The 14950-nt window shown below is 59.5% G+C and carries 14 protein-coding genes; 6 read left to right on the top strand and 8 right to left on the bottom strand.

Annotation, left to right across the window (positions count from 1 at the left end; all coding sequences use genetic code 11):
- Positions 1–305: 305 nt before the first annotated feature.
- From AC1RJ3_RS29450 to AC1RJ3_RS29425, 6 genes are all read left to right on the top strand, one after another.
- On the top strand, positions 306–1145 hold the full coding sequence (locus tag AC1RJ3_RS29450) for a hypothetical protein (protein ID WP_493081956.1): 840 nt from the start codon (positions 306–308) through the stop codon (positions 1143–1145).
- An 80-nt stretch (positions 1146–1225) separates the two neighbouring features.
- Complete coding sequence (locus AC1RJ3_RS29445; RefSeq protein ID WP_493081954.1) at positions 1226–1393, top strand: hypothetical protein; 168 nt, start codon at positions 1226–1228, stop codon at positions 1391–1393.
- Between the two features lie 265 nt (positions 1394–1658).
- Complete coding sequence (locus tag AC1RJ3_RS29440; protein WP_493081952.1) at positions 1659–2510, top strand: hypothetical protein; 852 nt, start codon at positions 1659–1661, stop codon at positions 2508–2510.
- A 200-nt stretch (positions 2511–2710) separates the two neighbouring features.
- The gene (locus AC1RJ3_RS29435) at positions 2711–3955 is read left to right on the top strand and encodes an exonuclease SbcCD subunit D C-terminal domain-containing protein (RefSeq protein ID WP_054597158.1); all 1245 of its coding nucleotides are present in this window, start codon (positions 2711–2713) and stop codon (positions 3953–3955) included.
- Positions 3952–7593 carry an AAA family ATPase gene (locus AC1RJ3_RS29430; protein WP_493081950.1) on the top strand — a complete coding sequence of 1214 codons (3642 nt, stop codon included), beginning with the start codon at positions 3952–3954 and terminating at the stop codon, positions 7591–7593. The genes AC1RJ3_RS29435 and AC1RJ3_RS29430 overlap by 4 nt, the downstream gene beginning before the upstream one ends.
- Positions 7590–8201 (top strand): glutathione S-transferase, encoded by a 612-nt coding sequence (locus AC1RJ3_RS29425; protein WP_493081948.1) that lies wholly within the window; start codon positions 7590–7592, stop codon positions 8199–8201. The genes AC1RJ3_RS29430 and AC1RJ3_RS29425 overlap by 4 nt, the downstream gene beginning before the upstream one ends.
- Positions 8202–8205: 4 nt before the next feature.
- Here AC1RJ3_RS29425 and AC1RJ3_RS29420 read toward each other — a convergent pair whose 3' ends face one another.
- The 8 genes from AC1RJ3_RS29420 to AC1RJ3_RS29385 form a co-directional block, all read right to left on the bottom strand.
- Positions 8206–8463: a hypothetical protein gene (locus tag AC1RJ3_RS29420; RefSeq protein ID WP_054597155.1), complete on the bottom strand. Its 258-nt coding sequence runs from the start codon at positions 8461–8463 to the stop codon at positions 8206–8208.
- Positions 8460–8669 carry a hypothetical protein gene (locus tag AC1RJ3_RS29415; RefSeq protein WP_054597154.1) on the bottom strand — a complete coding sequence of 70 codons (210 nt, stop codon included), beginning with the start codon at positions 8667–8669 and terminating at the stop codon, positions 8460–8462. Before AC1RJ3_RS29415 ends, AC1RJ3_RS29420 begins: the two co-directional genes overlap by 4 nt.
- Positions 8670–8784: 115 nt before the next feature.
- Positions 8785–8910, bottom strand: coding sequence for a hypothetical protein (locus AC1RJ3_RS29410; RefSeq protein WP_493081946.1), 126 nt, complete (start codon positions 8908–8910; stop codon positions 8785–8787).
- Between the two features lie 211 nt (positions 8911–9121).
- Positions 9122–9301 (bottom strand): hypothetical protein, encoded by a 180-nt coding sequence (locus AC1RJ3_RS29405; protein ID WP_054597153.1) that lies wholly within the window; start codon positions 9299–9301, stop codon positions 9122–9124.
- 158 nt (positions 9302–9459) lie between these two features.
- Positions 9460–10629: a lactonase family protein gene (locus AC1RJ3_RS29400; protein WP_493081958.1), complete on the bottom strand. Its 1170-nt coding sequence runs from the start codon at positions 10627–10629 to the stop codon at positions 9460–9462.
- A complete protein-coding gene (locus AC1RJ3_RS29395) occupies positions 10622–10912 on the bottom strand; it encodes a DUF5629 family protein (protein ID WP_103314690.1) in 291 nt (96 codons plus the stop codon). Before AC1RJ3_RS29395 ends, AC1RJ3_RS29400 begins: the two co-directional genes overlap by 8 nt.
- A 156-nt stretch (positions 10913–11068) precedes the next feature.
- Positions 11069–13444 (bottom strand): efflux RND transporter permease subunit, encoded by a 2376-nt coding sequence (locus tag AC1RJ3_RS29390; RefSeq protein WP_054598317.1) that lies wholly within the window; start codon positions 13442–13444, stop codon positions 11069–11071.
- Positions 13445–13468: 24 nt separating this feature from the next.
- On the bottom strand, positions 13469–14521 hold the full coding sequence (locus AC1RJ3_RS29385; RefSeq protein WP_493081943.1) for a WD40/YVTN/BNR-like repeat-containing protein: 1053 nt from the start codon (positions 14519–14521) through the stop codon (positions 13469–13471).
- Between the last annotated feature and the right edge of the window lie 429 nt (positions 14522–14950).

Raw genomic sequence — 14950 nt, 5'->3', positions numbered from 1 at the left:
TCTGCCACCGACCGTTTACGAACGGCAATGGCGTCTAAACCACCTATCGAGGTGTCCGGAATTAGTTGACCACTACAGATGTCGAACCCTTTCCAAGCGGGAAGATCACCTATCTTGCGCCGCTGCCACTGCCGACACCCCTGCCACCTCATGGCCCTCATATTGGAGAGTTGAATGAGGTGTACATGGATTTCGGATTGGGATCACCCCAAGTCTTTATGTGGCAGATGACATTAGGGGGGCCCTTCAGTGGCGCCTTTATGATCGCGTTCCTGTTTCCCGCAATCATTGGCTGTATGGGTCTCATGTTCGGATATGACTTTTCATACACATGGGAGTTTGTCGTCGACTTTTTCTTCGCTATCCACGGATATGCCCTGATAACCGGCTTTTCCACCCTGTTCATCGGCCTTTGCGTCTGGCTCCACAACCACAACAAACGCGCCGAAATCATCCCCACCCGCTTCAACCGTCAGCGCCGCGAAGTCTGCTTCATGCCCGAGGACGCCACCGAACCGCTCTTCGTCCCCTGGGAATCCCTGTCCGCCTGGGTCATCGAAGCCCAGGGCGCCACCCAGTACGGCATCCGTCGCCAGTACGGCATGGGCATCGGCTTCCAGCACGGCGAAACCCTGACCAGCGTCGAATTCCCCTGCGCCGGCCTGCCCTTGGCCATCAGTCACTGGGAAGCGATCCGCGGGTACATGGAATATGAAGTCAACGACCTCAAATCGATCCAGGACTTGCAAGACCTGCAAGGCCCCGACGACCCGCCCCATGAAGGCCTGCACACCTTCCGCAACGCCCGGGCGCGCATGCACCAGCAAATTCGCGACGGCGAACGCGGTCGGGTATCCGGGTTTTTCTGGTACCTGTACCACGTCATGACCCTCTGGACCCTGCCCAACCACCTCACCGAATGGGAAATCCGCCGCATCAAGACCATGGGCCAACACGCCTTGCCCGAGGTGATGCGTCAGTGGTCCGAACCGCTGCCGAAGGAACAATGGGCCAAACCCAGTGCAGAACTGCTGCGCATGAGCCAACAGGTGCGCGAGCTACACAAACGCCAGCCACGGCGGCCGATTACCGAGATTTTTGCCGAAGTGTCTCGGGGCGACAGCACCGGTAAACGACGCGCATGAAGTGTCCTGACCGGACGAGCCGAGTCGTTCACACAGCCGTCATCGCGGGCAAGCCTTGCTCCTACAGTCCGGCGTCGTCCTTGGTGGCCAAAGGAGAGTGGGTCTCGCGCACCCACGTCATTCACCTCAATCCTCGGGCTGAAGGCCATTTTCCTTCGCTGCCCCGTCAATCCGTCACCGAGCATCCCCCGCTGTTGCTGGTTGAAATCCATTTGCTGGAGCTGGCCGACCATGCCCAACAACCTTGATAGCCCCATACCCGTGCCGCACCTTGATCAATCCCGCAAAGCCGGGGATGTCGAGCCGTTTCCAAGCGGGAAGATTACCTATATCGCGCCGTTGCCGCTTCCAACACCGCTGCCGCCTCATGGCCCTCATATTGGGGAGTTAAATGAGGTGTACATGGACTTCGGGTTGGGGTCTCCCCAAGTCTTTATGTGGCAAGTAACACTAGGCGGGCCATTCAGTGGCGCCTTTTTAATTGCTTTTCTCATTCCTCTGTTCAGCGGTTTCATGTTTTTTCTGTTCGGTCAAAGCTGGGACGATATACAAGACATCACAACTCGTATTTTCATAGAGGAGGCGTATGAGCTCGCCCTAGTAACCGGCTTTCTCACCCTGTTCATCGGCCTCGGCGTCTGGCTCCACAACCACAACAAACGCGCCGAAATCATCCCCACCCGCTTCAACCGTCAACGCCGCGAAGTCTGCTTCATGCCCGAGGACGCTACCGAACCGCTCTTCGTCCCCTGGGAATCCCTGTCCGCCTGGGTCATCGAAGCCCAGGGCGCCACCCAGTACGGCATCCGTCGCCAGTACGGCATGGGCATCGGCTTCCAGCACGGCGAGACCCTGACCAGCGTCGAATTCCCCTGCGCCGGCCTGCCGTTGGCCATCAGCCACTGGGAAGCGATCCGCGGGTACATGGAATATGAAGTCAACGACCTCAAATCGATCCAGGACTTGCAAGACCTGCAAGGACCCGACGATCCACCCCACGAAGGCCTGCACACCTTCCGCAACGCCCGGGCGCGCATGCACCAGCAAATTCGCGATGGCGAACGCGGTCGGGTATCCGGGTTTTTCTGGTACCTGTACCACGTCATGACCCTCTGGACCCTGCCCAACCACCTCACCGAATGGGAAATCCGCCGCATCAAGACCATGGGCCAACACGCCCTGCCCGAGGTGATGCGCCAATGGTCCGAACCGCTGCCGAAGGAACAATGGGCCAAACCCAGCGCAGAACTGCTGCGCATGAGCCAACAGGTGCGCGAGCTGCACAAACGCCAGCCACGGCGGCCGATTACCGAGATTTTTGCCGAAGTGTCTCGGGGCGACAGCACCGGCAAACGACGCGCATGACGTGTCCTGACTGGACGAGCCGCGTCGCTCACGCAGCCGTCATCGCGGGCAAGCCTTGCGCCTACAGGCGGCGCCGACCTATGGACACGCGCGGCAGGTGATTGAACAAGGCACGCTCGGTTTTTTGCCAGTAAACTCCCTCCCCTTTAGCCGCCATCATTTTCCCTGCGGCCATCACCTTATTTCCTACGGAGTTTGCCTTGCGTCTGTTCCACACCTCCGACTGGCACCTTGGGCAAAACCTGCATGGCCAGGAACGCGACTTTGAACACGGCTGTTTCCTCGATTGGCTGCTGCGTCAGCTGGCGCTCGAAAAGCCCGATGTGCTGCTGATCGCAGGCGATATCTTTGACACCGTCAATCCGCCAGTCAAAGCCCAGGAACGTCTCTACGACTTCATCGTCAGCGCACACGAGCAGCAGCCATCGCTGACCATCGTGATGATCGCCGGCAACCATGACTCCGGCTCGCGGATCGAATTGCCCGCGCCGTTGATGCGCCGGTTGCGCACTCATGCACTGGGTCGGGTGTTGTGGCTCGATGACGGGCAACTGGACGCCGAACGCTTGCTGATTCCGCTGCCCGATGCCTCGGGTGAAATCGCCGGCTGGTGCCTGGCGCTGCCGTTTCTGCGCCCCGCCGAAGTTACCGGCGCGCATCTGGGCGACAACTATCTACGCGGCATCGGTCAGGTGCATGAATGGCTGATCGAAGCCGCCAATGCCAAGCGCCAACCCGGTCAGGCATTGATCGCCATCAGCCACGCGCACATGGCCGGTGGATCGGTGTCCGAGGACTCCGAGCGCAGCCTGATCATCGGCAACGCCGAAGCCCTGCCCGCCAGCCTGTTCGGGCCGAGTATCAGCTACGTTGCCCTCGGCCATTTGCACAAGCCGCAGAAGGTCAACGGCGAGGAGCGCATTCGCTACAGCGGCTCACCGATTCCGTTGTCGTTTTCCGAAATCGGCTATCAGCATCAGATTCTCGACATCACGCTCGACGGCGAGACGCTGCTCAGCGTCGAACCCCGGTTGATCCCCCGCGCGGTCAACCTGCAACGCCTGGGCCCTGCTCCGCTCAGTGAAATCCTGACGCAACTCGCGGATTTGCCGAACATCGACCTGTTGGCCGATCTCCAGCGCCAACCGTGGCTCGAAGTCCGCGTGCGCCTCGATGAACCGCAGCCGGACTTGCGCCAACAAATCGAAACCGCGCTGCAAGGCAAAGCCGTGCGGCTGGTGCGAATCGCTGCCGAATACGCAGGCAATGGCGGTCGAGATGGCGCGGATGACACGGGTCAGCTGGTCGAACTGGACCAGCTCACGCCACAGGAATTATTCAGCCGTGCCTGGCTCGATAACTACGGCAGCGCCGTCGACGAACAGACACTCCAGGACTTTGCGGTGCTGCTGCAAGACGTTCAGCAGGAGAGCGAACAGCCATGAAAATTCTCGCGATCCGCCTGAAAAACCTCGCCTCGCTGGCGGGGCCCTTTGAAATCGACTTCACCGCCGAACCCCTGGCCAGTTCCGGCCTGTTTGCGATTACCGGGCCGACCGGCGCCGGTAAAAGCACCTTGCTCGATGCGTTGTGCCTGGCGCTGTTTGGCGCAGTGCCGCGCCTCAACAACACCGGACGCGACGCCAAGGTACCGGATGCAGACGGCGAGATCGCCACCGGCGACCCGCGCACCCTGCTGCGCCGTGGCACCGGTGACGGCTATGCCGAGGTCGACTTTGTCGGCATCGACGGTCGTCGCTACCGTGCACGCTGGGAGGCCAATCGCGCCCGTGAAAAAGCCAACGGCAAGCTGCAAGCCAGCCGTCAAAGCCTGCGCGACCTCGACACCGATCAACTGCTGGCCAGCCAGAAAGGCGAATACAAGACTCAACTTGAAGCCGTGCTGGGCCTGAACTTCGAACAGTTCACTCGCGCGGTGATGCTCGCTCAAAGCGAGTTCAGCGCGTTTCTCAAGGCCGATGACAACGACCGCAGCGAACTGCTGGAAAAACTCACCGACACCGCGCTCTACACGCGCCTGGGCAAACGTGCTTTCGACAAAAGCAAGGAAACCCGCGAAGCCCACAAGTTGCTGCAAGATCAGGCCACTGGCGTAACACCCCTTGAACCCGAGGCCCGCGCCGAACTCGATCAGCGTTTCAACGACGCTCAGCAACAACTCAAAAACCAGCAAGCACAGCTCAAGCAACTTGAACTGCAGAACACCTGGCTCAAAGAACTGCAGCAGTTGCAGGACCAGCAACAGGCCGCCGCCGAGCAATTGCAACAGGCTCAACAGTCGTGGGACGCCCAGACTGGCGAACGGCTGAACCTGGCGCGCCTGGAACAACTGGCGCCGCAGCGGCATCAGTTTGCCCGGCAAACCGAGCTGAGCGCGCAACTGAGCCCGTTGGCCGCGCTGATTCAGCAACACGCTCAACAACAGAGCGAGTTGCAAACCCGTCAGGTTCAACTAGAACACAGCCTGGAATCCGCAAAAACCGCGCTGACCCAAGCCCAAAGCCAGCACAGCAACAACGCCCCACTGCTGCGTCAGGCCTTCGAAGAACAGAGCAACCTGGCGCGCCTGACCCAGACCATCAACGCCTCAGCCGAACTCAAGCACAACGCCGAACTGGCCAGCGCCGAAGGCCAGCAAGCCATCGCGCAAATGCTCGAACAGCAACAACGGGTTGCCGAACGCCTGGCGACGATTGCGACGCAGCTGGAACAGAGCCTCCAACTGGCTCCCGTCAGTGACGCCTGGAACGCTTACCGCGAACGCTTGCAGCAACTGATGCTGGTCGGCAATCGCCTGAAAAAGGGTCAGGCCGAACTGCTCCAAATGGAACAACGGGCGGCGGACACCGCCGCCCAGTTCAGCGCGCAACGGCAAAGCCTGGAGCTGCTCTACAGCGAAGCCGGCGCTGAACCTGCGGCTGTTGCCGAACAGATTCAGATCCTCGGCAGCCTGCTGCAAGACAACCGCAAGCAGCAGCGCGCCATCGAAGAGCTCGCGCGATTGTGGGCTCGTCAGCAGGAGCTGGACACGCGCACGCAGGACCTGCAACAGCGCCTGCAAACCGTCCAGACAGAACGCGAACGCCTGACCCGCGAAGGCGTCCAGGCCAAGGCCGAACTGACTGTTGCCGAGCAAACCCTGACAGTCACTCGGGAACTGCTGGAGCGCCAGCGCCTGGCGCGCAGTGCCAGCGTCGAAGAGTTGCGCGGGCAGTTGCAGGACGATCAACCGTGCCCGGTCTGCGGCAGCGTCGAGCATCCTTATCATCAGCCAGAAGCATTGCTGCAAAGCCTCGGCCGGCACGATGAAAGCGAACAGGCCAATGCACAAAAAGCCGTTGACCTGCTCAAGGAAAAACTCGCAGACCTGCGCACCGAAGTCGGCGGGCTGATTGCCCAGCAAAAAGAACTGCTGCAACAACAGGAACAGCTGGCAACCCAGCAGCAGAGCCTGACACCGAGCCTTGAAGCGCATCCACTGGCCGCCCAGTTGCTGACCCAGGAAACCGCCAAACGCGACGCCTGGCTGAATCAGCAAAGTGCTCAGATGAATCAGAGCATTGCCCAGGACGAACAGCGACAAAGCGCCCTGCTCACCTTGCAGCAAGACGCCGCACGTCTTCAGCAACAACTGCAAGCCGCCGACCAGGCCAGCCAACAGGCTGCCCAGCAACTGGCGATCCAGCAGCGCGAGTTGAGCAATGACAGCCAGCGCCTTGAAGAGGAACTCGCAGCGTTCAGCGCCCTGCTGCCGGCGGCGACCCTTGACGGTTTGCGCAACGAGCCCGCTGCGACCTTCATGCAACTCGATCAGCAGGTCGCCCAGCGGCTGGAACAGCTGGAATTGCAACGCGAAGAACTCAGCGAACAACAACAGCGTCAGCAAACCCTCGAGAAAGAACAGGACCGGCAACTGACACGCGTGCAGCAATTGCAAGCCGCACAGCTGCAGTTCAGCGCACTCGCCGAGCAGCAACACGCCGCCCAACAAAAACTCGCCGAACTGCTGGGCGAGCAGCCGAGCGCCGAGCAGTGGCAGCAGCAACTGGATCAAGCCGTCGAACAGGCTCGACAGGCCGAAGCGATGGCCAATCAAGAGCTGCAAGAAGTCCGCAGCCAGCAGATTCAACTGGCCGCCGAGCTCCGGGCGGAGCAACAACGCCAGCATGCGCTGGAAGCCGAAAGTCATGAGCTGAGCGGCAAGATTGCCGAATGGCGAGCCCTTCATCCGGAACTCGACGATGGCGGTCTGGAGCAGTTACTGGCGTTCAGCGACGAGCAGGTCAGCCAGTTGCGCCAACAGCTACAGCTCGGCGAAAAAGCCATCGAGCAAGCCAAGGTGCTAGTGCATGAACGCGAACAGCGCCTGCACAGCCATCAGGCGCAGCACAACGGCAACCTCGATGCCGAACAACTGGCCACAGCCCTTGGCGAGCTGCAAAACCAGTTCGGGATCAGCGAACAGCTCTGCGCCGAACTACGTGCGCAACAAGCCGAGGATCAACGCCGTCAGGACGCCAATCAGGCGCTGGCACAACGCATTGGCGATGCCTACAACGAGTGGCAGCGCTGGGCACGGCTGAATGCCTTGATCGGCTCGGCCACCGGAGACACTTTCCGCAAGATCGCCCAGGCCTACAACCTCGATTTGCTGGTGCATCACGCCAACGCCCAGTTGCGCCAACTGGTGCGCCGCTACCGGCTCAAGCGCGGCGGCAGCATGCTCGGCTTGCTGGTGATGGACACGGAGATGGGCGACGAACTGCGCTCGGTGCATTCGCTGTCGGGCGGCGAAACCTTCCTGGTGTCGCTGGCACTGGCGCTGGGCCTGGCCTCAATGGCGTCGAGCACGCTGAAAATCGAATCGCTGTTCATCGATGAAGGCTTCGGCAGCCTCGATCCCGAGTCACTGCAATTGGCGATGGACGCCCTCGATGGCCTGCAGGCGCAGGGGCGCAAGGTCGGCGTAATCTCCCACGTACAGGAAATGCACGAGCGAATCCCGGTGCAGATCCAGGTTCATCGCCAAGGCAATGGCCTGAGCACGCTGGAGGTCAAATGAGCACGCCGACGCTCTACTCCTTCCGCCGTTGCCCCTACGCCATGCGCGCACGCATGGCGCTGCGTTACAGTTCAGTGGCGGTGGACATTGTCGAGGTCAGCCTGAAAGCCAAGCCGCCGCAGATGCTCGCGCTGTCGAGCAAGGGCACCGTGCCGGTGCTGAGCCTTGACGGTCGGGTGATCGAGGAAAGCCTGGAGATCATGCAGTGGGCGCTGGAACAGAACGACCCGCAGGATTGGTTGCTCAAGGACGATCCTGCAGCGCAGCAACGTGGCGCGGCGCTGATTGAAGCAAACGATCAGACGTTCAAGCTGCACCTCAATCGCTACAAATACGCTGAACGCTACCCGGAACACCCCATGGAGCATTACCGCGCGGAAGGCGAAGTGTTTTTGCGCGAACTGGATGAGTTGCTGCAACAGCGAGTGTATCTGGTGGCCGATCATCTGAGCCTGGCGGATATCGCCCTGGCACCGTTCATACGCCAGTTCGCACATGTCGACCGCGAGTGGTTTGCGCAGACGCCGTATCGGCATCTTCAGACCTGGTTGCAGGGGATTCTTGAGTCAGCGTTATTCGCCGCCATCATGGCCAAACAACCAACCTGACTTCCTACGCCAACGCGCTGCACATTTTAAGCGCCGAGCAATCAACCTCAAACGGCCCCAGAACCACTGCTTTGGGTTTGGCCGGCGGATTACCCGCCAACAACCCCAGCGCCTTGGCGGTCTGAATGTTGTGGGCGATGTTGTGATTGCACTCGATGGCCCGTGCCAGCGAGCCCGCCGAGCCTTGGCCGATGCCGAGCAGTGAAGATCCATTGGTCAGGAATGCCAGGAAGGCGACGACCATCAGTTTGCGCCCTTTCATACCCCCACGGCTCCCGCGACGTCGGAATGCTCAGCGCTGGCGTGCTGCACGTGCTCAAACTGGATGGCGGGATAAGCGACCTGAATCGGTGCTTGCGTGATGCGCTGCGACTGGGCCGAAAGACTGACCACCAGAACCATCGCCACGTATAAACCAATGGCGACGTACGCGCCGTGTTTGGCAGAAGAAAGGATTGTGCTGGCCATGGGATTCTCCGTGGGCATGTTTCAGTGCCCACAGGATCAATCAAACAACCGGCCATGAATAGCGACCTTTATGCATAGTAGCTATCAGTTTAATTGATCGAAAATTCGACGATTTTCAGTCCTGCAACACGCTCATCAAACGCTCGCGTGCGGCTTCAGGCTCGCCGTCAACCGGGTGGGCAGCCGAGAGAATCGGGGTGGAGTAGAGAAACAGCAGCACCACAGCCAGACGCATCGCCATGTCATCGATCCTTGGGAAAGATTGAGTCAATAAATTAGCGTCAAATTTAAACACATGGCCATGTGATATTACACGAAATATTTGTGCTGATTGGGGTGCGGAGTCGCAAATGCTTTATGCAGGAGCGACATCACTCGGGTCTTTCCAGCGAAAGGATCGCTGATCGGATCAAGTGACTTCGCTCCTGCATAAAGTCGGCAGGGCTTGAATCTCAGTGTTGGATCTTGTGATCCAGCGCGGCATAGAAGTTGGCGCTTTGTTGCAGGTATTTCTGGGTGTAGCTGTGGGTGCCGGATTTTTTCGAGCTGATCTCAGTGTTGGCACTGGCTGGCAGAGCAACGCTGGCGGAGATAGCGGATGCGGCAATCACGGAGAAGAGATTGAAGTTCATGGCGGTAACCCTCGTAGATTCAGTTGGCTTGCTTGCCTGTCTAGGCCGTGAAGCAAACTTACGCCCGAGGGTTGGCGCTCTTGAAATCTTTTGCAGCAGTAGCGGATATCACTCAGATTAATAGAACCACGCAGGCCCCGGCGTACGGGGCCTGCGGTTTATTGACGCAGGAAGAACTTGATGTCGCTGGGTGAGTCGAACGGCAGTTTTTGCACTGTTTTGCCCAGCAGGCCGGTCTTCACATCACGCGCGATGATGACGATCTGGTTGCTCTTCTGGTTGGCGACCAGTACGAACTTGCCGCTTGGGTCGAGGCTGAACTCACGCGGGTGATCGCCCTCCACCGAACGGCGCTGAAGCTCCTTGAGCTCGCCACTGGCCGGGTCGATGGCGAACACCAGCAACTCGTTAGCGGTGCCACGGTTGCTGACGTAGAGGAATTTGCCATCCGACGAGGCATGCAGCGCAGCCGCGGCTTTCTGCGCCGCAGGTTTGCCGGCTGCCAGGTCGACCATTTGCCGTTGGGTCAGTTTGCCAGCCTGATAATCGAACACCGCGACTTGCGCGCTCATTTCCAGGGTCAGGTACGCGTGCTTGCCGTCGGCACTGAACAGCAAATGCCGCGGCCCGCTGCCCGGTGGCAACTGAACCGAGGCCGGCGTGGCTGCGGTCAGCGGTCGCTCTGGATTGGCCTTGGGGTCATAGCGATAGACAAAGATCTTGTCGGCGCCCAGGTCATTGGCAAACACGTACTGACCGTCCGGCGAGGACACTGTCGAATGCACGTGCGCCGACATCTGCCGCTCGGGATTGACCCGACTCGGCTGATGGCTGCTCAGTTGCACCGGCGGCGCCAGCTTGCCATCGGCGCTCACCGGCAATGCCGCCAGGTTGCCACCCGGGTCTTCGGCCACCGAGTAATTACTGACAAACAGGTACTTGCCGTCAGCGCTCAGGCTGGAATGGGTCGGCTCGTTGCCCAGGCTCTGCACCTGATTGATCAGGCTCAGCGCATGGGTGTTCGGCTCGACGGCGAAACTGCTGACGCGCCCTACCGGGTCGGCTTGCCCCGGACCATTCTCGTTGACCACAAACAGTCGACGCTGGTCGCTGGACAAGGTCAGCCACGACGGGTTGGCACTCTTGACCACCTGCAACGGCGTCGCGTCGAGTTGACCGCTCTGGCTATCGAATTTGAGTCGGTAGATCCCCTGGCTCTGGCCTTGGGTGTAGGTGCCGACCAGCAACTGGAAGCTCTCGGCGGATGCGCTGGAAAGGCCCATCGCCCCGACACTGCCGGCCATCAGCAGCGGCCAGAGTTTACGCATCTTCATTGGTTTCGTCTTCGTCGTCGTTACCGCCGAACGCGTCCAGGCAGACCAGACGATGCTCGCCGGAATCACCGATGATCAGCCAACTCTGCAGGTCTTGATCGAAGGTCGCAGCCTTAACCTGAGCCGGGCTGAACTCCCAGTGCTTGGCCGCTCGGCCATCCATGCATTCGATGTGCAGATTGTCGTCTTCGTCGAGAGCGAATTCGAAGGCGTGAAAGCCGTCGATTTCGACCATGGTGCAGTGTTCGAGGGCGTTGAGAAGGGTTTCGGCAGTCATGGCAATCATGTCTTTCAGGGGAAAACAGCAATGATAGCGCATTGTTACCGCAAACCCTGTGGGAGCGAGCAGGCTCGCACACAGGGGGCGGTGTGAAATCCGAGAAATAACAAAGCCGCAGCCCGAAGGTTGCGGCTTTGTTATTTTCGACCTCGATCAGTGAGCGAACAACGAGTTGCCCTTCTGTCCCGCGAGCTTCTCAGGCTTGATCAGGAAACGTGCCAGCGCCGGCAACAGCCACAGCGCACCGAACATGTTCCAGAGCAGCATGAAGGTCAGCATCAGGCCCATGTCGGCCTGGAACTTGATCGCCGAGAAGATCCAGGTGCACACGCCAATGGCCAGGCACAGACCGGTGAACAGCACCGCTTTACCGGTGGACTTCAGCGTCTGGTAGTACGCCTCTTGCAGCGGCAAGCCAGCACGCAGGAAGCTTTCGAGGCGGCTGTAAATGTAGATGCCGTAGTCCACGCCAATCCCTACCCCGAGCGCCACCACCGGCAAGGTCGCGACTTTCACGCCGATGCCCATGAACGCCATCAGCGCGTTGCCGAGCACCGAGGTCAGCACCAGCGGCAACACGATGCACAAGGTCGCCGCCCAGGAACGGAAGGTGATCATGCACATGGTCGCCACACAGATGTACACCAGCACCAGGATGGTCAGTTCCGATTCCTTGATCACCTCGTTGGTGGCCGCTTCGATCCCGGCGTTCCCGGCAGCCAGGATGAACTCCAGACCGTCCTTGTTGTTCTCCTTGGCGAAGTCCTGCACCGCATGCACTGCACGGTCGAGGGTTTCGGCCTTGTGGTCGTTGAGGAACACCAGCACCGGCGCCAACGAGCAGCTGTTGTTGTACAGGCCGTCGGCGCGGGCGATGGAGTTGTTCAGCACATCCGGGTTACGCGACAGGGTTTCCCACTTCAGGTTGCCCTCGTTCATGCCCTTGATCATCTGCTTGGAGACGGTCACCAGGGAAATCGCCGACTGTACGCCCTCGGTGTTCTGCATTTTCCACATCAGCTCATCGATTGGCGCCATGGCTTCGTAACGCGAACAGCCTTCCGCCTTGGTCTTGACCATCACTACCAGCACATCGGAGCTGGTGGAGTAGTTCTTGATGATGAAATTGTTGTCCTGGTTGTAGCGCGAGTCCGGACGCAGCTCCGGTGCACCTTGGTCGAGGTCGCCGATTTTCAGGTTCTGGCTGTACCAGAGACCGCCACCGAAGGCGATCAACGCCAGGAGGATAGAAACCGGGGCGACTTTCGAGCTGGCAAAATTCGACAGCAGACGCCAGAACCTATGCTCACGGATTGCATCTTTCTTGCTGCGTTCGACAGCGCGTTTGCTGATGCCGACGTAGGAAATCGCTACCGGCAGCAGGATCAGGTTGGTGAACACGATCACCGCCACGCCAATGGACGCGCCGATGGCCAGCTCACGAATCACCCCGATATCGATGATCAGTAAAGTAATGAAGCCCACCGCATCCGCGAGGATCGCAATCATCCCCGGCAGAAACAGCTGACGGAACGTGCGCCGGGCAGCAGTCAAGGCGTTGTCCGCATCGCTGGACTGCAAGGCAATCCCGTTGATCTTCTGTACACCGTGGGAAATACCAATGGCGAAGATCAGGAACGGCACCAGCATCGAGTACGGGTCCAGACCAAAGCCGAACGCGTGCATCAACCCGAGTTGCCAGACCACCGCCACCAAGGTAGTGCTCAACACTGCCACAGTGCTGCGCAGGCAGTTGGTGAACCACAGCAACAGGATCAGGGTGATGACGAACGCCACGCCGAAGAACATGACCACCATGATCAGGCCATCAATCAGGTCACCGACCTTCTTGGCAAAACCGACGATGTGAATCTGTACGTTGGGGTTCTGTTTTTCGAACTTGTCGCGGATCTTGTCTTCAAGTTCGTGGGAGAACTTCTGGTAATCCAGCGCCAGCAACTTGCCCTGGTCCTGCGGGTCCGGGTAGGACTCCAGCAGCGGGATATCAACGATGCTCGACTTGAAATCGTTGGCCACCAACCGACCTACCTGACCGGATTTGAGCACGTTGTTGCGCAACTGATCGAGGCTGTCGGCGGAGCCGTTGTAGCTCTGCGGGATGACTTCACCGCCGGCAAAACCCTCCTCGGTCACTTCGGTCCAGCGCACGCTCGGACTCCACAGCGACTTCAGGCCGGAACGGTCGACACCGGAGATGTAGAACACCTCGTCGTTGATCTGGCGCAGGGTCTCCATGTACTCCCTGGAGAAGATGTCGCCATCGGTGGCTTCCACGGAAATACGCACGGTATTGCCAAGGTTGGCCAGGTCATTGCGGTGTTCAAGCATCTTCTCGATGAACGGATGCTTGAGCGGGATCATTTTTTCGAAGCTGGTAGACGGCCGGATCAGCGTCGCCTGCCAGAACAGGAAAATGCTGACCAACAGGCAGATAACGATCACTGCCGGACGGTTGTTGAAAATCAGGCGCTCGAGAAACGTCGCCTTGTCCTGATGATGACTGCTCATGGATGTCATAGCTCCGCCTTCTTATTATTTGCCCAGCTCGGCGCCGATTGGCGAAGTAGCGCGAACGCCGCCCTGTCCTACCAGAATCAAGTTGCCATTGCCCGCTGCCGTGACCGCCGAAACGGAAATGCGGTCGGGACGGTTGAATACGCTGAAGGTCACGCCGTCGTCACTGCTGCGCACCACGCTGCCGCCGTTGCCAACGATCACGATGCTGCCGTCGTCGAGCAAGGTCGCACCGGACAGACCGAACTCCAACGCGCCGCGCGCAGCCTTGAGCTCGACCTGCTCCCAAGTGCTGCCAAAGTCAGTTGAGCGGAACAGATTGCCGCGCAGACCGTAGGCCAGCAAAGTCGCCGGTTTGGCGGTGCCGATCACCCCAAACAGCGAACCCTGGTACGGACCTTTAAGGCGTTCCCAGGTTTGCCCCCAATCAGGGGAACGGAACATGCTGCCCTGCTCGCCCACGATGAACAGCCCGGAATCCTTTACCGCTGCGATCGCGTTGAGGTGGTATTGATCCGGGTTATCGAGGCGATCGCCGACATCTGCCCAGTTCTTTCCACCGTCAGTGGTTTCCAGCAGAGCGCCGTAAGCACCCACGGCAAAACCGCTGCTGACATCCTTGAACCAGACAGCCAGCAGCGGCGCTTCGCGCTTCAAGTCTTCGAATTGTTTGATCCAGGTAACGCCGCCGTCTTCACTGGCGAGAATTTGCGCGTCATGACCGACAGCCCAGCCGTGCTTGTCATCGACGAAATAGACCGCGGTCAGCAGTTGCCGACTGGGCACCTTGGCCTGGGTCCAGGTCTGGCCCTGGTCATCGGAATACAGAATATGGCCACGATCGCCGACCGCCACCAGGCGCTTGCCTGCATGCGCAACATCAAGCATCAGACCCTTGGCGGACTTAGCGAACTCAATCGAATAGACCGTATCGGACGCCGGTGCGTCAGCGGCCAAAACGGGTGCCGACAGCACGGCAGAACCCAACAGCGAGAGCGCTGTAGCCAGCAACGCGAATCTGCGTAGCGCTGGCGGGCGGCATAAACCCACACCCATGACAGGCTCACTCATAGACCTTTCCCCCATTATTATTGTTAGGTCATTCAACCTTTCAGGGCGCCGCAGGGTTGCTCGTAGCGATTGACGGTTTTTGGAGCATAGTCCTGAAACGCGCAATCTAGAGCCCCTTCGGAAGCTGGCCTATCCTATCCAGCTTTCGAAAGGTCTGACAATCAACGCCACGTTATCTTTTGTTAACTGGGGGGAATTACGGACGGTCGCTGAATGACCAGGCATTCGCAGGGATGATCAAAAACCAGCGATTGAGCGGAAATTTCCGACACAAAGGTTTTAGATTTGGCTTTGGACTTTGATCTTGATCTTGATCCGGCTCTTGATCCACCCGCCCCTTCGGAAGGCCGAACGCAGGTGTTCATCAGGGGGTGGGCGCGCAGCGCCGTACGGCGCAGCCGGACACATCGAGAGGAGGTCGTCGCGAAG

It is taken from the genome of Pseudomonas sp. GW822-FHT04C11 (assembly GCF_058800905.1).
Note: the sequence above shows the minus strand (reverse complement) of the source record. Positions and strands in the feature narration are given on the sequence as shown.

Coding starts and splice junctions, on each gene's coding strand:
- AC1RJ3_RS29450 (WP_493081956.1), top strand. CDS start 306: ATGTTCGGATATGACTTTTCATACACATGGGAGTTTGTCGTCGACTTT.
- AC1RJ3_RS29440 (WP_493081952.1), top strand. CDS start 1,659: ATGTTTTTTCTGTTCGGTCAAAGCTGGGACGATATACAAGACATCACA.
- AC1RJ3_RS29430 (WP_493081950.1), top strand. CDS start 3,952: ATGAAAATTCTCGCGATCCGCCTGAAAAACCTCGCCTCGCTGGCGGGG.
- AC1RJ3_RS29425 (WP_493081948.1), top strand. CDS start 7,590: ATGAGCACGCCGACGCTCTACTCCTTCCGCCGTTGCCCCTACGCCATG.
- AC1RJ3_RS29420 (WP_054597155.1), bottom strand. CDS start 8,463: ATGAAAGGGCGCAAACTGATGGTCGTCGCCTTCCTGGCATTCCTGACC.
- AC1RJ3_RS29415 (WP_054597154.1), bottom strand. CDS start 8,669: ATGGCCAGCACAATCCTTTCTTCTGCCAAACACGGCGCGTACGTCGCC.
- AC1RJ3_RS29410 (WP_493081946.1), bottom strand. CDS start 8,910: ATGGCGATGCGTCTGGCTGTGGTGCTGCTGTTTCTCTACTCCACCCCG.
- AC1RJ3_RS29405 (WP_054597153.1), bottom strand. CDS start 9,301: ATGAACTTCAATCTCTTCTCCGTGATTGCCGCATCCGCTATCTCCGCC.
- AC1RJ3_RS29400 (WP_493081958.1), bottom strand. CDS start 10,629: ATGCGTAAACTCTGGCCGCTGCTGATGGCCGGCAGTGTCGGGGCGATG.
- AC1RJ3_RS29395 (WP_103314690.1), bottom strand. CDS start 10,912: ATGACTGCCGAAACCCTTCTCAACGCCCTCGAACACTGCACCATGGTC.
- AC1RJ3_RS29390 (WP_054598317.1), bottom strand. CDS start 13,444: ATGAGCAGTCATCATCAGGACAAGGCGACGTTTCTCGAGCGCCTGATT.
- AC1RJ3_RS29385 (WP_493081943.1), bottom strand. CDS start 14,521: ATGAGTGAGCCTGTCATGGGTGTGGGTTTATGCCGCCCGCCAGCGCTA.